At 35.3% G+C, this 19,866-nt stretch carries 17 protein-coding genes; 14 read left to right on the forward strand and 3 right to left on the reverse strand.

Going from position 1 to position 19,866, the window contains the following annotated elements; translation table 11 throughout:
* The first annotated feature begins 20 nt into the window (after nucleotides 1-20).
* Nucleotides 21-179 carry a hypothetical protein gene (locus tag NST60_RS11980; RefSeq protein ID WP_341098846.1) on the forward strand — a complete coding sequence of 53 codons (159 nt, stop codon included), beginning with the start codon at nucleotides 21-23 and terminating at the stop codon, nucleotides 177-179.
* A 9-nt stretch (nucleotides 180-188) separates the two neighbouring features.
* Here NST60_RS11980 and NST60_RS11985 read toward each other — a convergent pair whose 3' ends face one another.
* Nucleotides 189-554, reverse strand: coding sequence for a VOC family protein (locus tag NST60_RS11985; protein ID WP_169189471.1), 366 nt, complete (start codon nucleotides 552-554; stop codon nucleotides 189-191).
* Between the two features lie 190 nt (nucleotides 555-744).
* Here NST60_RS11985 and NST60_RS11990 point away from each other — a divergent pair, with 190 nt between their 5' ends.
* The 9 genes from NST60_RS11990 (at nucleotide 745) to NST60_RS12030 (ending at nucleotide 12,961) form a co-directional block, all read left to right on the forward strand.
* On the forward strand, nucleotides 745-1,206 hold the full coding sequence (locus NST60_RS11990) for a hypothetical protein (protein WP_101728937.1): 462 nt from the start codon (nucleotides 745-747) through the stop codon (nucleotides 1,204-1,206).
* Between the two features lie 89 nt (nucleotides 1,207-1,295).
* On the forward strand, nucleotides 1,296-2,327 hold the full coding sequence (locus tag NST60_RS11995) for a polysaccharide pyruvyl transferase family protein (protein WP_016201583.1): 1,032 nt from the start codon (nucleotides 1,296-1,298) through the stop codon (nucleotides 2,325-2,327).
* A 237-nt stretch (nucleotides 2,328-2,564) separates the two neighbouring features.
* A complete protein-coding gene (locus tag NST60_RS12000) occupies nucleotides 2,565-3,812 on the forward strand; it encodes a sugar ABC transporter substrate-binding protein (RefSeq protein ID WP_341098847.1) in 1,248 nt (415 codons plus the stop codon).
* A gap of 221 nt (nucleotides 3,813-4,033) precedes the next feature.
* Complete coding sequence (locus NST60_RS12005; RefSeq protein WP_411955776.1) at nucleotides 4,034-4,864, forward strand: carbohydrate ABC transporter permease; 831 nt, start codon at nucleotides 4,034-4,036, stop codon at nucleotides 4,862-4,864.
* A 12-nt stretch (nucleotides 4,865-4,876) separates the two neighbouring features.
* A complete protein-coding gene (locus NST60_RS12010; RefSeq protein WP_016201586.1) occupies nucleotides 4,877-5,707 on the forward strand; it encodes a carbohydrate ABC transporter permease in 831 nt (276 codons plus the stop codon).
* An 11-nt stretch (nucleotides 5,708-5,718) separates the two neighbouring features.
* Complete coding sequence (locus tag NST60_RS12015; RefSeq protein WP_101728936.1) at nucleotides 5,719-7,878, forward strand: glycoside hydrolase family 3 N-terminal domain-containing protein; 2,160 nt, start codon at nucleotides 5,719-5,721, stop codon at nucleotides 7,876-7,878.
* Nucleotides 7,879-7,888: 10 nt separating this feature from the next.
* Nucleotides 7,889-11,203 carry a GH36-type glycosyl hydrolase domain-containing protein gene (locus NST60_RS12020; RefSeq protein WP_224427575.1) on the forward strand — a complete coding sequence of 1,105 codons (3,315 nt, stop codon included), beginning with the start codon at nucleotides 7,889-7,891 and terminating at the stop codon, nucleotides 11,201-11,203.
* Between the two features lie 18 nt (nucleotides 11,204-11,221).
* Nucleotides 11,222-12,193 carry a LacI family DNA-binding transcriptional regulator gene (locus tag NST60_RS12025; RefSeq protein WP_016201589.1) on the forward strand — a complete coding sequence of 324 codons (972 nt, stop codon included), beginning with the start codon at nucleotides 11,222-11,224 and terminating at the stop codon, nucleotides 12,191-12,193.
* A gap of 9 nt (nucleotides 12,194-12,202) precedes the next feature.
* Nucleotides 12,203-12,961: an alpha/beta hydrolase gene (locus NST60_RS12030; protein WP_224427574.1), complete on the forward strand. Its 759-nt coding sequence runs from the start codon at nucleotides 12,203-12,205 to the stop codon at nucleotides 12,959-12,961.
* Between the two features lie 450 nt (nucleotides 12,962-13,411).
* Here NST60_RS12030 and NST60_RS12035 read toward each other — a convergent pair whose 3' ends face one another.
* Nucleotides 13,412-14,059, reverse strand: coding sequence for a copper homeostasis protein CutC (locus NST60_RS12035; RefSeq protein ID WP_169189466.1), 648 nt, complete (start codon nucleotides 14,057-14,059; stop codon nucleotides 13,412-13,414).
* 237 nt (nucleotides 14,060-14,296) lie between these two features.
* Nucleotides 14,297-14,587: a DUF5316 domain-containing protein gene (locus NST60_RS12040; protein WP_016201592.1), complete on the reverse strand. Its 291-nt coding sequence runs from the start codon at nucleotides 14,585-14,587 to the stop codon at nucleotides 14,297-14,299.
* A 108-nt stretch (nucleotides 14,588-14,695) separates the two neighbouring features.
* On the opposite strand from NST60_RS12040, the gene NST60_RS12045 reads away from it, so the two are divergent.
* From NST60_RS12045 to NST60_RS12060, 4 genes are all read left to right on the forward strand, one after another.
* The gene (locus tag NST60_RS12045) at nucleotides 14,696-15,481 is read left to right on the forward strand and encodes a hypothetical protein (RefSeq protein ID WP_224427573.1); all 786 of its coding nucleotides are present in this window, start codon (nucleotides 14,696-14,698) and stop codon (nucleotides 15,479-15,481) included.
* A 579-nt stretch (nucleotides 15,482-16,060) separates the two neighbouring features.
* The gene (locus NST60_RS12050) at nucleotides 16,061-16,885 is read left to right on the forward strand and encodes a CPBP family intramembrane glutamic endopeptidase (RefSeq protein ID WP_224427572.1); all 825 of its coding nucleotides are present in this window, start codon (nucleotides 16,061-16,063) and stop codon (nucleotides 16,883-16,885) included.
* Between the two features lie 124 nt (nucleotides 16,886-17,009).
* Nucleotides 17,010-18,125, forward strand: coding sequence for an IS4 family transposase (locus NST60_RS12055; RefSeq protein WP_341098848.1), 1,116 nt, complete (start codon nucleotides 17,010-17,012; stop codon nucleotides 18,123-18,125).
* 451 nt (nucleotides 18,126-18,576) lie between these two features.
* Nucleotides 18,577-19,854, forward strand: a complete 1,278-nt coding sequence (locus NST60_RS12060) for a histidine--tRNA ligase (protein ID WP_016201596.1) — start codon at nucleotides 18,577-18,579, stop codon at nucleotides 19,852-19,854.
* Nucleotides 19,855-19,866: the final 12 nt, after the last annotated feature.

Genomic DNA, 19,866 nt, shown 5'->3' on the forward strand with positions numbered 1-19,866 from the left:
AAGTGGTGCTCATCAAGAGGATGAAAGCCGAAAAAGCAGAAGCCCGAGGGAAAAGAGGTGTTCATCAAGCAAATAAAAGTCAAAAAAGCAATGCTCAAGCGAAAAAGAGGAGTCCATCAACAGCAAATACCAAACCTGAAACTACTCCCACCTCAAAAACAAAAAAGCTACCTAATTAGGCAGCAATATTAAACTACTATCTCACTCATTAAAACATGTAAATTTCCTTCTATGTCACGGAAAAAGGCCATCCATGTTTCTGTAGTCTCCATCTTAGCGACAAGATGAGGCTCACTTACAACGGCGACTTCGTTTTTTATTAATTCCTCAAAAGCTGTTTTTATATTCTCTACTTGAAAATAAATAGTGGAACTCGGATGATCGAATTCCTTATTTTCTGGGAGACTGATAAGTAAACGTAAGCCGTTACAATCAAAGAAGGCCATATTCTCTGTTTGAAATAATAGGGATAACCTTAACTTTTCCTTATAAAAGTGAATGGCATTTTCTATTTTTTTTACGATTATGCCGATTTGACCAACTTTTTGTATCATGGTGGTTCTCTTTTCAGAATGGCATTTTCTGATAAATAAATTATACATAGAAGTATTACCAATATCTATCAAATCTCTAATAGAGGATTCACTTCAGAATAGTAGAGGTATTTTACATATATCTATTTTTTTCTACACACTCGTAGCACTTGAACCGTTCATCCTAATAGGAAGAGAAGGGAGGATGACGATGTTTTCCCTAAGTGATCTTGATAAATTTGCATGGGCCTTTTTCGTCATTTTGCCTATTGTTAGCTTTATTCATGCTGTTGGACACCATTTTTTTGTTTGGCTATTTGGCGGAAAGGGTGATTTGATCGTTGGCAAGGGTAAAGAGATATTTTGTATTGGTCCCATCCATATTCGTTTGTTTTATTTTATAGACGCAGCTTGTCATTATAAAGGGATTGAGAAAAAAAAGAGATGGCAACGAATTTTAATTCATGGGGGAGGCAGTTTATTTAACTTATTAACTGTTTTAGTGATTAATTTCTTAATCATTCAGGATATTTTACCAAGAAGCTCCTTTTTCTATCAGTTTGCGTATTTCTCTTTTTACTATATCTTTTTTGCATTGCTTCCTTTTGATTATGGAGAAAATGCGCCAAGTGACGGCCAAGCAATTCTTTTAGCATGGAAAAAAGGAAGGTAAGAGAGAAAGTGACTATTTTCGGAATACTTATTACTCCTTTTGGGTACATGACAATAAACCCGAAGATCTATAGAAGGAGGAATAATGTTATGTTAAATCAAGCAAGAAAAGAGTTTAGTATAGTAAAAGGAATTGCTCCTAATGTTAATCAGGATGCTTTATTTAATGATAAAAGAAAGGTATTTCTATTTGGATCTCCGAGTTATACGAATATGGGAGATCAGGCAATAGCATATGCGGAAGAAAAATTTATTGAAAATTGTTTTCCATACTATGAATATATTGAAATTATGGATTATGCAACAGATGAAGGAATAGAGCTAGTTAAAAAGATTATTAATGCAGACGATATTGTTTGTTTTACAGGTGGAGGAAATTTAGGAAGCTTATATGTAGATATTGAAGAGGATCGCAGAAAGGTAATTGAGTCATTTAAAGATTATCGCACGATTGTGTTCCCACAATCAGCCTTTTTTGAAGATACGGAGGAAGGGAGAGCAGAAAAGAAAAAAAGTCAGGAAGCATATAACCAAAACCCTAATCTAACATTAGTAGCAAGAGAGAAGCAGACTTTAGAAATTCTGAAAGATACTTTCCAAGCAAATGTGCTGTACACTCCGGATATGGTGTTATCTCTTTCCATTGAACCGAGGGACCTTGAAAGGGAAGGTGTTCTATTTGTCTTAAGAGCGGACAAGGAAAAGGTCACGGAAGAAAGTTTTGTGTCTGATTTAATGAACTTAGTAGGAAAAGATAATCTTGTCGAGCGAACAGATACGGTACTTTCAGAGGTTGATGTGATCGATTATGCGGACCGAGAAGACCAGTTATTGAAAATGCTTGATAAAATTGGTTCGAAAAAATTAATTATTACAGATCGCCTGCATGCCATGATTTTTTCTATTATTACTAAGACCCCTTGTCTAGTATTTGGGAACAGCTATGGAAAAGCGAAGCATTCTTATAATGATTGGCTACACGAACTATCTTTTATTGAATACACCGACAATAAAGAATTAAATGGGCTGCCATCTATCATTGAAAAATTACAAAGTGCTGAGCCGAATAAGATTGACGTAAGAGAAGATTTTCAAGTGCTAAAGGATTTTTTTAGAGGATAAACCTATTTTATTTTCGATGTCTCAACAACGCTTAAAGAGAAAAGTACTATCAATAAAAATTGTTGATAGTACTTTTCTTTAAACATTGTTGGGCATTTTTTTATCTTTGTGAAACGTTTCTATATATAAAATCAAATAATACAATTAGAAAACGCTTGCAAAGTAATGATTCGTGATATATACTTACTTATATCGAAACGTTTCTATAAAATTCATCTAAAAATGGAGGAAACAAGAATGAATTTCAAAAAGAAATTTGCATTGCTAGGAACCACAGCACTACTTGCAGTTGGATTAATGGCGGGATGTTCTGATAGTAAGAATGATGCTAGTAACTCAGAAGTACTGACAGTTTGGGGGATGGGTGATGAAGTGAAACAACTCCCTAAAATGGCAGAGGAATTTACAAAAGAAACTGGTATTGAAGTTAAAATTCAAGCAATTCCTTGGGCTAGTGCTCATGATAAATTATTGACAGCGGTAGCTTCGAAACAAGGTCCTGATGTACTTCAAATGGGTACTACTTGGATGCCGGAATTTCAAGCAGCTGGTGCACTAGCTGATATGGGGGAATACATCGATAAATACGATAATTTAAACCTAGATAATTTTTTTGAAGGTTCAGTAGAAACAACAAAGTTTGATGATAAATATTATGCTATACCTTGGGCTGCAGAAACAAGAGTTTTATTCTATCGTACAGATATTTTAGAATCTGTTGGATATACAGAGGCACCTAAAACGTGGGAAGAACTTGAAGATGCAGCAAAGAAATTATCAGAACGAGGAGACAATATGTATGGCCTAAATGTAGACTCTAAGGAACAAACATTAGGCTTCATGTTTGCACGACAAAACGGTTCTGATTTATTGTCTGATGACGGAAAGCCACATTTTAACGAGGCACCGTTTGTAGAAGCAGTTACGTATCTAAATGATATGATTCAAAAAGGTTATGCACCTAAGCAGGACTTAGGAATGGATGTTTCGCAAACGTTCTCAGGCGATGCTATTGTACCAATGTTTATTAGTGGTCCATGGATGGTAAAAGCGGTTAATGACACAGTGCCAGATATTGAAGGCAAATGGGCAACTGCTGTTCTACCTTCTGGTAAAGAAAATAATTTTTCAAGTCTTGGCGGTTCTAATTTAACAATATTTGAACATTCAAAGAAAAAAGATCAAGCGGCACAGTTTATTGATTTTATGGTGAAAAAGGAAAATCAATTAAAATGGTTAGAATTAACGAATGCAATGCCTACAGTAAAAGAAGCATGGAATGATGAAAAATTAGCTGGTGATCCATTATATCAAGTATTTGGAGAGCAAATGGAAAATTCTCGTCCAATGCCGTTAATTCCTGAATTTGAAGAAATTGCACAAAACTATTTGAAGCATTTTGAGAAAATTTATCTAGGTGGAGAAGATGTACAGTCAGAACTAGATGCGTTTAATACGGAAACAGAAAAAGTTTTAAGCAAATAAACGAGCAGAGAGGAGTATCTCAAACTTTGGAGGAAGCTACCTAAATACTAACGGTTCGATCAGAAGTAATAAAAAACTGATCAAATACGTTAGAAAAATAGAATCTTCCTTCTAGGAGATGCTCCTTTTCTATTTAAAGTAAAGGAAGTGCTTTAAAATTGAGAAACTTTACTAGTAAAAGAGCCCCTTACCTATTTATATCTCCTGCATTGCTCTTACTAATGTTGTTTTCCTTAATTCCAATTGTTGTAGCATTTTTTATTAGCTTTACAGATATTAGTTTAGTCGGATTAGCAGATTGGTCACAAATCAATTTTGTGGGATTAAGCAATTATAAGGAAATTTTAACAGACCCTGTTTTCCTTAAATCAATTGGAAATACCTTATTTTATGTGGTTATTGGTGTACCTTTAGTTATCGCTTGTTCTTTAGGTATTGCTGTCATGATTAACTTTGGAGAAAATAAGATATTTCAATTTTTTCGCTTAATTTTTTATACGCCATCTATAACAAATGTGGTCGCTGTAGCAGTAGTGTGGAGTTATCTTTATAATCCAAGCTTTGGGTTTTTAAACTATTTGCTATCCCTGATCAATGTTTCTCCGGTTCCGTGGTTGCAAGATCCAACGATGGCAAAAATTTCATTAATTATTCTCGCTTTATGGAGAGCAATTGGTACGAATATGATTATTTTTTTAGCAGCTCTTCAAGGTATACCGAAAGAATATTATGAGGCTGCTTCATTAGATGGAGCTAATCGACGCCAACAATTATTTCAAATTACGATACCGATGCTTAAGTTTGCTACTTTCTTTGTAACTATTACTACTATGATTGGCTGGTTACAGTTCTTCGAAGAGCCATTTATTATGACCAATGGTGGACCTTTAGATAGTACTACTTCAGTTGCACTATTTATTTACCGGAACGGGTTCCAATTTAGTAAGTTTGGTTATGCAGCAGCAGGATCATTTATTTTATTTATTGCGATTATTATCGTTACATTGATTCAATTCCGCATTCAGCGTAAGAGTGATGAAGAATCAATATAGGAGGAAATAGCTATGAATACATCTCTAAAACAAACGAGAACTTCGAAGTGGATTGTTGGAATTATTCTTACAGTTGGCGGATTTTTTATGGTCTTACCATTTATTTGGATGATCCTTTCTTCCTTAAAGACCGATGCAGAAATTATGCAGTTTCCACCAACCATTTGGCCACAGGAGTTTACCTTAGCTAATTTTAAAGAACTGTTTTTAGCGTTTAACTTTGCAGTGTATTTAAAGAATACATTAATTATCGTCCTTTGCTCATTTGGCGGATTAATTTTAAACGCGATGGCGGGATATGGATTTGCAAAATATAACTTCAAGGGAAAGAATATTTTATTTTATTTAGTGCTTGCAACGATGATGATACCTGGGCAAGTCACAATGATACCAGTTTATTTGATTTTGAATGCAATGGGCTTAACGAATACAATGGCAGGTATTGTTCTTCCGGGATTAGTTGGAGCTTTCGCTATTTTCTTATTCCGTCAATTTATGTCTACCATATCGAATGAGTTACTAGAAGCAGCTAGATTAGATGGTGCAAGTGAATGGAAAATATTTTGGAAAATAATAATGCCGGTTTCACGCCCAGTTATTGCAGTACAAGGAATCCTGACTTTTATTGGTGCATGGAACTCCTTCTTATGGCCGTTAATTATGGCAAATGATGAGAAATACTATACTTTATCTGTTGGTTTACAACTATTAAAAGGACAATATGCAAGTAATTATGCCTTACAGATGGCAGGTTCTACTTTTATGATTATTCCAATCATTATTGTATTCATGATATTCCAAAAATACATCCTGCAAGGATTTAATGTATCAGGATTAAAGTAAGGAGCATGTAAATGAGACAAGAAGAGTTAGTTAAATTAGTGGACGAATTGACAGTAGAGGAAAAAGTAGATCAGCTTCTACAGCTATCAGCCGATTTTTACACAAAAAAAAATGAAGAAATGACAGGACCATTAACCGATTTAGGGTTAACGGAAGAAAATATTAAACAAGCAGGATCCACTTTGGGCTTATCAGGAGCTCAAGAAGCTATACGTGTCCAAAAAGAATATATGAATAAGCATCGCTTAGGTATTCCAACATTAATGATGGCTGATATTATCCATGGTTTTCGTACCATATTCCCGATTCCCTTAGGATTAGGAAGTTCATGGAGTTTAGAAGCCGCAGAAAAAATGGCGCAAATTTCTGCATTAGAAGCCAGTGTATCCGGTTTACACGTTACTTTTTCACCAATGGTTGACTTAGTGCGCGACCCTCGATGGGGAAGAGTAATGGAATCAACAGGAGAAGATGCTTATTTAAATGGCGAATTTGCTAAAGCATTAGTGCGTGGCTATCAAGGGGAAGATTTGAAAAGCGATACAGATCGAGTAGCAGCTTGTGTGAAACACTTTGCAGCATATGGTGCTCCAGCAGGTGGAAGAGATTACAATACGGTAGATATGTCTGAACGTCAATTAAGGGAAAGCTATTTGCCAAGCTATAAAGCAGCTATTGATGCAGGGGCAAAATTAGTAATGACCTCTTTCAATACAGTAGATGGAATTCCGGCAACTGGAAACGAGTGGCTTTTTAGAGAGATATTAAGAGAACAGTTCGGTTTTGGTGGGGTGGTTATTTCTGATTGGGGAGCAGTGAAAGAACTGATTGCCCATGGAGTAGCTGGAGATGAAAAAAAGGCTGCTGAGCTTGCTATAAAGGCAGGGGTCGATATCGAGATGATGACCACTTGTTATGCTCATTATTTAAAGGAGTTAATCGAGGAAGAAGTAGTAGAAGAAAAGTTGTTAAACGAAGCGGTACTGAGAATTTTAGAACTGAAAAACGATTTAGGATTATTTGAAAATCCTCATCGTGGAGCAGATGCAGACCGGGAGAAAGAAGTAATTTTATCAACATTACATCGAAAACAAGCTAGAGAAATAGCGGCAAAATCGATTGTATTACTAGAAAACAATGGTGTCTTACCATTATCAATGAATCAAAAAGTAGCAGTCGTCGGACCGGGAGCAGATTCACAGGACATCTTAGGAGCATGGTCATGGCAAGGGAAAATGGATGAAGCTGTTTCGTTATTAGAAGGAATGCAGGCAAAATCTGATCATATTATCTCTGCCGAAATGCCTTGTGACTACTTTGAATTATCAGAAGATATGATCTCATGTGCAGTAAAAGCAACGAGTGATGCAGAAGTCATAGTATTAGCTTTGGGTGAACAAGAATGGATGAGTGGTGAGGCAGCAAGTCGAAGTGACATTTGTTTACCGAAAGAGCAGATTAGACTATTCAAGCTATTAAAGGATACAGGTAAGCCGATTATCGTTACTTTATATAATGGCCGTCCATTAGATATTAGTGAACTAGATGGAGCAGCTGCCATTGTAGAAGCATGGTTCCCTGGTACAGAAGGTGGAAATGCGCTAAGTGACGTCTTATATGGAGATGTAAACCCAAGTGGGCGTTTAAGCATGAGTTTCCCTGAAAATGTTGGACAAGTGCCGATTTACTACAATGTAGATAATACAGGTCGTCCTTATGAAGAAAATCCGGATGAAAAATATGTTTCTAAATACTTAGATGTTTCTAATTACGCACGCTATCCATTCGGTTATGGATTAAGTTACAGTGAAGTTATTTACAGTAATTTACAATTAGATAAAGAGGTTATATCAGAGGAAGAAGCCATAGAGGTTACAGTGGAAGTAGAGAATAGAGGGGACTATCTCGTTACAGAAACAGTCCAGCTTTATATTCGTGACTTAGTTGGTGAAGTTGTACGTCCTGTTAAGGAATTAATAGACTTTAAGCAAGTTCAATTAGAAAGCGGAGAAAAGCAAGTGGTTACCTTCGCTATTTCTGAGAAACAGCTTCGGTATACACATAGAAATATGAACTTCTCTAGTGATAATGGTGATTTTGAAGTAATGGTCGGACCAAATAGTATAGAACTTCAATCAAAATGTTTTGAATTAAAAAAGATAAGAGGATAGGAATGAAGACATGAATACTCAAACAGTTACTTTGAATGGGAATGATACGACTTTTTCTTTTCTTCCTAGCGGGGATATATATGAAATTCGTCATAAAGATATAATGGTCAACCAACTCATAGGGAATCTATTAGATGGTAGTGCGAACCAAATCTATTTACGAGTGTTTAAGGAAGGGGAAATTTTCTCTACACCTTTACTTGGTGTTCGATCAGATAGTCAACTATCAGTAGGTGAGCACACATTAATTTGGAGCGGCAGCTTTGAAGGTGTATCCTATGAAGTCCAATTTTTACTAACTTCACATGATGTATGGTTTTGGGAAGTTAGTTTACAAGGGGATCAAACAGTAGATTTATTATATGGGCAAGATATTGGGATTGCAGCAAAAGGAGCAGTTCAATCAAATGAGGCATATGTGTCTCAATATATTGATCATCATATTGATACACAATACGGATATACAATCTGTTCTAGACAAAATCAGCCACAAGGGGCGAAGTTTCCATATCTTCAACAAGGGTGTTTACAAAAGACAATCGGATTTAGTACAGATGGTTATCAATTCTTTGGGAAGTCTTACAAAGAAACAAACATTCCTGAAGCATTGCGAAAGGAAAGCTTGCCAACGGAGGTATATCAATATGAAATGGCCTATGTCTCTTTGCAAACAGAGAAACAACATGTACAAGAGAAACAATCGGTTGTTTTTTATGGTTCTATCTTAGAAAATCATCCAACAGCTGTAGAAAAACCATATTTCACTACTCAACAAATAGAAGAAATTTGGACAGAAGCAAACAAATTGGAGCAGGTTACGAAACCGGTAAATAAAATAACTAATATTGCTAATCAGGTTGTACAAACAGAAATATTGACGCCTAAAGAAGTAAATGAATTATTTGGCAATCAAATAGAAAAAGAGATGGTAGATCAAAAGCTTATGTCTTTTTTCACGGATAATCAGCATCATGTCGTGTTAAAAGAAAAGGAAGTTCAAATGGAAAGACCACATGGGCATATTCTATTGAGTGGTACTGATTTAGTAGTAGATAGACCAGTAATGGCAACAACAGTCTATATGTACGGTATTTTTAACTCACAAATTGTTTTAGGAAACACCTCTATGAACAAGATGATGAGTAATAATAGAAATTCACTTAATATAATGAAGAAATCTGGTCAGCGAATTTATATGAAAATAAAGAATCAGTGGCAGTTATTAGCGATGCCATCTGCATTTGAAATGGGCTTTAACGTCGCTAAATGGTATTACAAGCTGGCGGATGACTTGATTGTAGTGACAAATTATACTTCTGTAGAAGATTATGAGATTAAGTTAAACATCGAGAGTATAAGAGGGGAAAAATATGACTTTATCATTAGCAACCATATTTTAATGAATGATGGTGAAGATTCTATTCCATTCAAATGGAATCAATCAGATCAAGTCATCACTTTTAATGGAACACCTAATTCTACTGTTGGTCAAGGATATCCAGAATTAACGTATCATGTACATGTTGAACAACCCTTTACATTGAAAGATGAAACGGTTTTTGTTTCTTCTGAGGAATCGTCTAGCTTCCCGCTAGTCATGGTAGAATTGAATCAAGAACATGCAGTAAACCTAACTATTCAAGGGAATTTGCATAAAGGAGATTATCAACATCATCGAAAGAATGAAACGGAAGAGACGGAAAGCTATGAGCGTTATCTGGATGAATTACTGAATGGTTTTCAAATGAAGCATGAGAATCCGCTAATTCAGGAAGAAGTAGAGAGAATGAACCTGCTTAGTAGATGGTATTCTCATAATATGCTAGTTCATTATCTATCTCCACATGGATTAGAGCAATATGGAGGAGCTGCATGGGGAACAAGGGATGTTTCTCAGGGGCCAGTTGAATATTTTTTTGCCGTTAATCGTCCTGAAATTGTTCGTGAAATTTTGAAAAAAGTATATGCGAACCAATTCGAAAATGATGGGAATTGGCCGCAGTGGTTTATGTTTGATCGCTTTGAAAAGATTAAGGCAGATGAAAGTCATGGCGATGTAATCGTATGGCCATTAAAGGTTGTTGGAGATTATTTAACATTTACAGGTGATACGAGCATATTGGATGAACCTATTCCATATACAAGCAGACATACATTTGAAAAAACAGCGGCGCACTATCCGTTATTGGAACATGTAAAGAAACAAATTCATTATATAGAAACAAATTTTCTGCCGGATACGTTTTTATCATGCTATGGAGATGGGGATTGGGACGATACCTTACAGCCGTATGATAGCAGGTTAAAAAAGAATATGGCTAGTAGCTGGACAGTAGCTCTTACTTACCAGACATTACGTAATTTGGCAAAGGCATTAAAGGATTATGATAATCAGTATGCAGAATATCTTTTTGATTTGGTGAAAAATATCAAAGCGGATTTTGATAGATTTATATTAAGCACAGATACGATACCTGGATTTGTTTATATGGAAGATTCGAATCATGTGGAATTAATGATACATCCAGAAGATGAAAAAACAAATATTCAATACCGATTATTGCCAATGACGAGAAGTATGATCGCAGAATTAATTACACCTGAGATGGCGGAGCATCATTATCAAATAATTAAAGAAAATTTATATTTTCCAGATGGCGTGCGTTTAATGAATCGTCCTGCATTCTATCAAGGTGGGGTAAGCACAAACTTTAAACGCGCAGAACAGGCTGCTAATTTTGGTAGAGAAATTGGTTTGCAATATGTCCATGCCCATATTCGCTTTACGGAAGCAATGGCGAAGTTAGGGAAGGCGGAAGAAACGTGGAAAGGATTAAATACGATTAATCCAATTGGCATCAAAGACCGAGTGGAAAATGCAGCGATTCGCCAAAGTAATGTTTATTTCAGCAGTTCTGATGGCGATTTCAAAACTAGGTATGAAGCACAAGAGAATTTTGGTAAACTTAAAAATGGCGATGTTGCTGTAAAAGGTGGCTGGCGTATTTACTCCAGTGGCCCAGGAATCTATATAAATCAGTTGATAAGCAATGTATTAGGAATTCGCCAAACGGCGACTACGTTTATTATAGATCCGGTTCTACCAGAAAGATTAAATGGCTTAACAGTAGCCTTTAAATTATTCGATAAGCCTGTAAAAATTAACTATAAGCTAGGACATGAAGATAGAAAGATAATTTTCAATGGCAATGTAGTAGAAGGTAAGTTTGAAGCTAATCTTTATCGAATGGGTGGAATATGCTTAGATAAAGAAGTGATCAAGAAGAACTTACAACAAGAAAATACATTAGAAATATACTGCTAGTAGGAAGGGGTGAAGGCAATGGTAGGGATTAAAGATATAGCTAAGGCAGCTGGTGTTTCTATTTCTACCGTATCCTATGCACTAAATGGCAGTCCAAAGGTAACGGAAGCCACTCGTGCAAGAATAACTGCTATTGCAAATGAACTCAATTATATTCCTAATATGGCAGCGAGAACATTGAAAAAGCAGGAAACAAAAATTATAGCAGTCTACCTGGCTGATTATGGTGGGAGCTTTTATGGCGAGCTATTAGAAGGAATTAAAAAAGGTCTTGCTCATTACAACTACGATATGATTGTTTGTAGTGGGCAAAAGTCCCACCTTTTTCTACCGGAAAGAATGGTGGATGGAGGAATTATATTAGATTGGACCTTTAGCACCGAAGAAATTATTCAATTTGCCAATCGGGGTCATTCTCTCGTTGTATTAGATCGAGAAATAAGTTGCCCAAATGTTAGAAAAGTACTATTGGATAATAAAGGCGGAGCGACCTTAGCGATGGAAAAAATCATTGCAAGTGACCCTAATAAAGTCTATTTAGTAACTGGCCCAGAAGAAGCTTTTGATAGCCGCCAAAGGCTGGAAGCGAGTGAACGTGAATTAGCTCGCTATGGAGTAGAGTATGAGGTTATTCCATCTGCGTTTACAGAGGAATCAGGGTATGCTGCTGCGGAAATTATTCATTCGAAGATGACAGGTCCTCCTGTTACTATTTTTTCTTTTAATGATGAAATGGCCGTGGGAATTTATAAATATTTTAGAAATAAAGATAGAAAGATAGGTACAGATATTTCCCTTATTGGATTTGATAATATAGAAATCGGCTCCTTTTTAAATCCGTCATTAGCAACGATTTCTTATTCTAAGCATCGTTGGGGAATGGTTGCAGCTGAAAAGGTTGTTCAGCTGATAAATAATGAAGAAGCAGAGAATGAATCGATTATCACAAGTTTTGTAGAAGGCAAATCTTTTATCTCTAATAAAAAGTAGGTGTATAAAATGGCTATTTCTAAAGTGAATTTTCGTTCTGAGGTTTTAGGGAAAGTGACTTCTATGAATATATATCTTCCTGATAAAGAGAATAGCTCCCCTATGCCTGTTATCTATCTATTACATGGTTGGTCCGATAATGATGAAGCATGGCTAACTGCCACATCACTTGAAAGATATGCGTCAGACTATGAATTTGCCATTGTAATGCCACAAGTAGATTTAAGTTACTACACAGATATGGTACATGGAAATCGCTATTGGACGTTTTTATCAGAAGAATTACCTGCATTAGTTAGAAAGTGGTTTCGTATTTCGGATCAGAAAGAAGCTAATTTTGTTGCTGGACTATCAATGGGAGGGTATGGCGCAACAAAATTGGCTCTAACTTATCCAGATCGCTTCAATAGCTTCGCATCATTATCTGGAGCGATGGATGTCGTAGAACTATGGAAGAGAGATAGGAATAGAGACAAAGCATTTTCTACTATTTTTGGTTCTATTAACGAACTGGAAGGCAGTAAGAATGACTTATTTTACCTATTAGAAAAAACGAAGAGAAACAGTCAGGTGAAGATGCTGCAAATCTGTGGTACAGAAGACTTCCTTTATCAAGATAACTTAAAGTTTAGAAAGAAAGCACAGGAAATAATTGAGGACTTTCATTATGTTGAAATGCCTGGTGATCATAATTGGGCATTTTGGGATCAAACGATTCAGATTGTATTAAAATGGTTTAATGAGAACTACATTAAAGCGAATAATTAGAGGAAGGGACTGGGATATAAGTATTCCAGCCAAGGATAAATCCGAACAATTATACGGAGATGCTAAAGAAAGTTCCGTATAATTGTTTGGTTTTTTATTTGTTTTTAAAGGATGTTTCCATGAAGTTTAGTGCGATTCCCCGCAGCGGAATACACTTCGCTTTCCGTGGGACTCGCGCTGAGCCGCTTCGGCTTCGCCTGCAGGGTCTCAGGCTGTCTCGCTAATCCCCGTGGTGTCTACGTGTATTCCGGCTGCTACTGTTTTCCCAACTAATTATATTTCCTCTTGTAAAAAGTATGCGAAAGCAGCCGCTATTTACTAGCTAAATTAGATATTGTTCTTCTTTACAGAGTATCTATTTAGTTATGTCCCAGCCTTTAATTGTTTCAAGATGGAAGGGGAAAAGCAGGTTATAAAGAAAGCTTCCATAAGTGGGGGTCTTATTGCCCGTTAAGAGTGGGATAAATCCCCAACAATTTTCGTTCCGTGTGCTTCTTTCATTCCTAATTCGGAAGAAAGGAATGGAAGGTTAGCAGACGTAATTCCGCCACCGGGAATAATAATAATTTTTTCAGAAGCATGTTCTATATAACTTTTAAGTGCAGATAGATTGTCTTCTATTCTTGTCGATAGTGGACCTCCATGTGTTAAAATACGGTGCACACCATGGGAAATGAGCCAGTCAATTGCTTGGCGTTTTCGCTTTGGAGCAATTTCATCAAAAGCCATATGAAAGGTAATCTCCATGCCAGCAGCAGCGGTTAAGCATTTCTCCATCGCCCCTTCATCGATCCAATTATCTCTATTTAGACAGCCAATTACTATTCCGTTAATGCCAAGCTGGTTAAACAGATGGATATCTTGGCACATAATATCCACTTCATCTTCGTTATAAATAAAGTTGCCGCCTCTTGGACGAACGATGGCCATCACCTTTGTATTTGTATTTCGGCAATAGGAAACAGTCTTTGCAGCAACACCATAACTAACAGTTGTTCCTCCAACTGAAAGGTTATCGCATAACTCAATTCGATGCGCCCCCTTTTTAATAGCACTTGGAACGAGGGTGAAGTTTTCAACACAGACTTCTTTTATCATATGGATAACACCTACAATCAATTACTTAGTGTAATATATATTTACTGGAGGAATTCAGTGAAGTCCCTCTAAGTAAAAATGTGTTAAACGTTGTAACATTTAAAAAAATGATCCAGAAAATTAAAGAATAGATTACTAATTATTGAGCATTTTTATGTCAAAAAGAATTGCTCGCCCTAGTTCGATGATTGCATCTTGAACAGGAAGAGTAAATATTCTACCATTCAAATCTATATTTTATAAAGTGAACAAAGTTATACCAACAATCAGATTTGGAAGACCAAATAGAAAGAAATAAGTTGATAAATTAACTTGTTCAGTTCTACTTTTTTGATTTTGACTCCAATAATTAGCTCTAATTCTATCCCCGCTTGCAAATGCTCCAGAAGCTAGTCCTGAAATGATAATACAGATTAATCCTATTGTACCTGCTATACTGGCTGAAATATTGTACAAAGACTCAAAAAAACTCATGAAAATAAATATTACACTAGTAAATATACCTGAAATGAATACTTTTTTCTTCATTATTTTACCCCCTTTCCTTAAAAATTGAAAATTTAAAATATTCTATATATACACACATTGGTGTTTATAGAAAATATTAACATAAAATAATAAGAAGAGGTGTTTAAAGTGAAAAAAATAAAGTTGTTAGTCCCTATTCTTGTAGTATGTTTTTTTTCTACGATTTTTCAAGATGTACAAACTTCTCCATTATCATCTGGTAAAGAAAATAATGGGATTATATCTCAAAAAAAGGAGATTACTAATATCGAGGAATTATATGAGAGAGCTAAAAAAGGAATAACAGATATACCAATTGAGGAAATTGAGAAATCCAATATTTTAACAGAATTAGAAATACAAAAAGAAGATACATCTACGAATAAATTACAAAAAATGATTATATCAGAACAAGAAGATATGGAAATTGTAGAGGAAGTTTCAACTGCTCAGGTTCTTAGAACCATTAAGAATGGTAATACTACTTCACAAGAGATTGCTTTAACAAGCTTTACTACATTAGCCTATGGTACTCTCGAGGATTCTGCTACGGATACAACCAAGTCAGTAAGAGCGTATTCGACTATTACTTATAGAACTGAAAAAATTAATGGTAGTAATTGTATTTTAATGACTTATACTCGTGGAGGTTGGACTATTTTAGATAACTCAGTTTCTATTTCGAATAGAAAGGTTAATTTTGGAACTTCAGGTCCATCTTCAGTAAATGGAGTATTGAAAAATCAAACATCAGATAAAGCACCAACAACTAATTCTTTCGGTTATTCAGTCCCTAATACTTGGATACCTATCGTAAAGGATGGCGGCTACACTAGTTGTGGAACGACACAGACAGTAACCTTAAAAAGGGGTAGTTCGACATGGACATTTAAAATGATCAATAGAGTAGTATGATTATTTTGTTTTATCGGGTAATTTGACTAAAGATGTCCTATATAAAGCACTAAATCTCAAAAGGCAGAATTCTGCCTTTTGAGATTTAGAAATAACGAGAAAAATAGACTAATAATAAATAATGCATTCTATTTAATCTATTTTAATGCAATTATAATATTTTTAATAAGAATTTATAGATTAGTTGTTAATTTAATTTTGAAATGACATGTTCAGAAAAATGATTATTTGAAATACGAAATTGGGGTTGTCCTGTTTGTCATGAACATCACGACAGAGATATCAATGCTAGAAAATAGTATAAGTTGAAGGCTTACGAATACTAGCTTTGGTTTAAATAAAAAGATAGAACCGTAGGAATCTATTGGTAAAGCTTGGTCAATAAGAGAAACTGCTGTTGGCAAAGAAATATGTTAACAAGTACGTTCAGTTCCCAATCTCTCACTTTAATTAGACTGCAAGGTTGACACAAGAGGGCGTAGTAATAAGTTCTGCTCAAAGGTGCAAGATGAGCAGCCGGAAATCTATATGAAAACTAGTGAAGTCTTTCTAAGAAAGTAGGCAAATGGAGAAGAATAGATGAGAGAAAAGTATTTTACCAAGATTAAATGGAGAAGGTTATTTATCTGGTTGATCGTATATATTATATTATTTACTTGCATGGATGTTTTTGTCATAGAAAATAGTACAGAGAAAGAGAGTAATTTCTATTTTAAGATGGGATTTCATGTTACAGTTTTTATGTGGATTCTGTATTCCTTTAGAAAAAATAATCTGTCTATTAAAGCAGTTATATTTCATCCAAGGAAAGAAAAGTCCTCGTGGGGAAAGTATGTTTTTCTAGAATTATTAGGAGATTTAATTGCTGTAACCTTATTATTTCTTATAATCTTAATTATAGCTTTGAACTCTGAGTCGCTTATTCAAGAAATAATAAATAGTGATAGTGAAGTGGGAGACTCGACTTTTTTTATTGGGAGTCTGTTTGTTACCATTCTCGTTGCGCCAATTGTAGAAGAGTTGTTGTTTAGAGGAATATTGTTCAATAAGTGGAGTGAATCATTAGGTGCCAAAAAGGCATTATTTATTACCTCGTTTTTATTTGGGGTTCTTCATATTGGAAGTTCACCAATTTTTATCGGGCAGTTATTAGCTGGATTCCTATTTTGCTTAGTATATATGAGAACGAAATCGTTAGTGTTGCCAATACTTTTACATATAGGAAATAATAGTATAAGTAGTATAGGCATGTTAATAAATGCAGGTGATGACACAAACATACCGGATATCGCTCTAATGTTAAGTCAAATGAAAGTAGCTGCTATTATTTCAGGGGTTATTTTACTAATATTGGTTCCGATATATAGTTTTTTTATGTATAAATTATCACTAGTGTTGCATTAATTTAATTTCACTATTAAAAATACTCGAAATGTTCACTTTTATTATTTTATGCATAGAAAAAGTCCTTTATAATGGATAAGTCAGGTGGTAACCCGTCCAAATCCACTAAAAAAGGACCAATCTCATGGACAAGATTACACGAAAAACTTCATTTGGACAATGGTTTTCGCCAATTAATCTTCAATTATTTGAAGAACAGGTGAAAACATTGAAATTAGATTGCTATACGAAAAAGTTAACGACAGAATCATTCCTAAAACTATTACTTTTTGCACAATTAGAAGAAGTTGAAAGTCTTCATGCGTTAAGTGATTGCCTTTTTGATGATCATCTTCAAAAGGAAATCGACCTTGATTCTATAAGCATTTCTCAGCTCTCGCGCCGTTTAAATGGTCTAAATCCAGATTTGTTTCAAAGACTTTTCCTTGATTTAGTCGGACAAATTCACGCCAAAACACACTACACAAAACTTGTCATGCCGTTAAAAATTATTGATTCAAGTACTTTGCCACTAAATTTGACCAATCATAAATGGGCGAAGTTCCGCAAAACTAAGGCAGGCGTAAAGTTACACTTACGCCTTGTATTTATGGAAAAGGGAGAATCCTATCCCGAAAAAGCCGTGATGACAACGGCAAGCGAACACGATCGTGGTCAACTTGAGATTATGGTTGACGATAAAGAATGCATGTATGTGTTTGACCGAGGTTATCTAGACTACGAGCGTTTTGATCGCATGACCGATGAAGGCTACTTTTTTCTTTCTAGGCTACGAAAAAACGCAGTCATACGGGAAGTTTATAATTTTAAACTACCCGAGAATTCAGCTGTTTTGTCAGATCAAATGGTGTTGATTGGTACGACTCAAAACCGTGCTGAAAATTACTTTCGTCTTCTAAAAGTGATGGATTCAAAAGGAAATGAACTGCATTTAATTACCAATCGTTTTGATTTGAGTGCCGAAGAAATTTCAGAGATGTACAAATCACGGTGGGCAATTGAGTTGTTCTTTAAATGGATCAAACAGCATCTCAGCATCAAAAAGTTCTACGGTCAAAGTGAATGGGCGATTCAAAACCAAGTGTTTATCGCACTGATTGTTTTTTGCCTACATGTTCTCGTACAACTTGAAACAAGAAGTAAGCGAAAAACCTTACAAATTAGCCGTTATTTAAGGGCTGCATTGTGGAAACCAGCCCATATCTGGCTTCGAAAGATTGAAGGGAAAGCCATCCCTTAATAAGCAAATTGTTGTTGTCGCACAAGTCTAATTGTAAAAAAAACCCAAATGGATGGAGCCACCTTTGAATAGGTATTTACCTTTTTGGCTCTAAACAAGGAGGATAATCAGACTGAAAATTGCGACAATATTTATGCAACACTAGTGATAAATTATATAAAACGACTAAAATGGAAATACCTTATCATGTAAATGTAAAAAATTACAACTAGTTATTGTATTCTAATTTCCAGTATGTTAAAGTATTTGGAAAATAAGAGGTGATTGAAATGGTTAACTGCGTACTTACTATCAACCTTTCACAATTACATCATCATAAACAGTAGTCTTGCTATTTCGATAAAAAATCGTACATAGGAAGACTATTTCTCATGAAACCGCATTTGATTAAGTTTTACTACTTAAATCAAGGGCGGTTTTTTATTTTATTTTAAATGGGAGGCATGAAAAAATGAAGAAGATGAATTACCAAAATGTAAAGGGAACGCTCGATTATTTGCCGGAGGAGGAAGGAATCAGAAGAATTATTCGAAGAACGATTGAAGATGTATTTATTCAGTATGGCTGTAAACCGATTGAGACACCTATCTTAAATTATCAAGAGTTGCTTGCTTCTAAATACGGAGGAGGAGCAGAAATCTTAGAAGAAATGTACACTCTTTCCGATCGGGGCAAAAGAGAGCTTGCATTACGCTATGACTTAACCATTCCATTTGCGAAGGTTGTGGCAATGAACCCAACGATAAAAATGCCTTTTAAACGCTATGAGATTGGCAAAGTTTTTAGAGATGGGCCGATCAAGACAGGCAGATACCGAGAGTTTACGCAATGTGATGTTGATATTGTAGGTGTTCAATCACAAATGGCAGAAGCAGAGCTCATGATCATGGCATTGGATATTTTTAAAAAGTTAAAAATGGACGTAACCATTCAATATAATAATCGGAAATTATTAGCTGGGTTTCTCCGTCAATTGAATATTACAGGGCAAATGATAAACCGAGTGATTTTGATTTTAGATAAAATCGAAAAAATTAGTAAAGATAAAATGAAGGCGGAACTAAGAGAAGCTGGATTAGAACAAATGGCGATAGACGCAATTGAAGCATTTTTACAAAAGGACTTGGATGGCATAGTGGAGCAGTATCAACAGATGGCTGAAAAGGAAGAGAGTATTAAACAAGGGCTAGAAGAATGGAACGAATTACAATCTTATATAAAACGGCTAGGAATGGAGCCATATTGTGTATTCAATCCATTTCTTGCGAGAGGTCTTGAAATTTATACAGGAACCATTTATGAAATTTTCTTAACTGACAAAAGAGTGAAGTCGAGCATTGGTAGTGGAGGAAGATATGATAACACGATAGGTGGTTTAATTGATTCCCAGGAAACCTATGCAACGGTTGGTATTTCCTTTGGATTAGATGTAATTTTATCCGCACTTTTATTAGAAGAGACTTGTTTAGACGCTAAAGGATTAGATTATTACATTATTCCGATTGGTTGTTCAATGGAAGCTCTTTTAGTGGCAAAAGCCCTTCGAGACCAAGGGTTTAAAGTAGAACTAGAATTAGGAAAGAAAAAACTTGCAAAAGCTTTAGAAAAAGCAAATAAAGAAGGTGTCAAAAAGGTAGTTATGATAGGAGAAAAGGAAGTGGCTGGAAATACCTATACAGTTAGAGATATGGAAACGGGAGAGGAATGGTTGGAAAAATTTAATTATTAATGGGGATGTGGC

Source organism: Niallia sp. FSL W8-1348 (genome assembly GCF_038006745.1).
In the GTDB taxonomy this organism is placed as follows: domain Bacteria; phylum Bacillota; class Bacilli; order Bacillales; family Cytobacillaceae; genus Niallia; species Niallia alba.

Excerpts from the sequence above, each read along its gene's own strand:
- NST60_RS12035 (WP_169189466.1), bottom strand. The coding sequence starts at position 14,059 with ATGATAAAAGAAGTCTGTGTTGAAAACTTCACCCTCGTTCCAAGTGCT.
- NST60_RS11985 (WP_169189471.1), bottom strand. The coding sequence starts at position 554 with ATGATACAAAAAGTTGGTCAAATCGGCATAATCGTAAAAAAAATAGAA.
- NST60_RS12005 (WP_411955776.1), top strand. The coding sequence starts at position 4,034 with ATGTTGTTTTCCTTAATTCCAATTGTTGTAGCATTTTTTATTAGCTTT.
- NST60_RS12030 (WP_224427574.1), top strand. The coding sequence starts at position 12,203 with ATGGCTATTTCTAAAGTGAATTTTCGTTCTGAGGTTTTAGGGAAAGTG.
- NST60_RS12015 (WP_101728936.1), top strand. The coding sequence starts at position 5,719 with ATGAGACAAGAAGAGTTAGTTAAATTAGTGGACGAATTGACAGTAGAG.
- NST60_RS12050 (WP_224427572.1), top strand. The coding sequence starts at position 16,061 with ATGAGAGAAAAGTATTTTACCAAGATTAAATGGAGAAGGTTATTTATC.
- NST60_RS11980 (WP_341098846.1), top strand. The coding sequence starts at position 21 with ATGAAAGCCGAAAAAGCAGAAGCCCGAGGGAAAAGAGGTGTTCATCAA.
- NST60_RS12025 (WP_016201589.1), top strand. The coding sequence starts at position 11,222 with ATGGTAGGGATTAAAGATATAGCTAAGGCAGCTGGTGTTTCTATTTCT.
- NST60_RS12055 (WP_341098848.1), top strand. The coding sequence starts at position 17,010 with ATGGACAAGATTACACGAAAAACTTCATTTGGACAATGGTTTTCGCCA.
- NST60_RS11995 (WP_016201583.1), top strand. The coding sequence starts at position 1,296 with ATGTTAAATCAAGCAAGAAAAGAGTTTAGTATAGTAAAAGGAATTGCT.
- NST60_RS12040 (WP_016201592.1), bottom strand. The coding sequence starts at position 14,587 with ATGAAGAAAAAAGTATTCATTTCAGGTATATTTACTAGTGTAATATTT.
- NST60_RS12060 (WP_016201596.1), top strand. The coding sequence starts at position 18,577 with ATGAAGAAGATGAATTACCAAAATGTAAAGGGAACGCTCGATTATTTG.
- NST60_RS11990 (WP_101728937.1), top strand. The coding sequence starts at position 745 with ATGTTTTCCCTAAGTGATCTTGATAAATTTGCATGGGCCTTTTTCGTC.
- NST60_RS12000 (WP_341098847.1), top strand. The coding sequence starts at position 2,565 with ATGAATTTCAAAAAGAAATTTGCATTGCTAGGAACCACAGCACTACTT.
- NST60_RS12020 (WP_224427575.1), top strand. The coding sequence starts at position 7,889 with ATGAATACTCAAACAGTTACTTTGAATGGGAATGATACGACTTTTTCT.
- NST60_RS12010 (WP_016201586.1), top strand. The coding sequence starts at position 4,877 with ATGAATACATCTCTAAAACAAACGAGAACTTCGAAGTGGATTGTTGGA.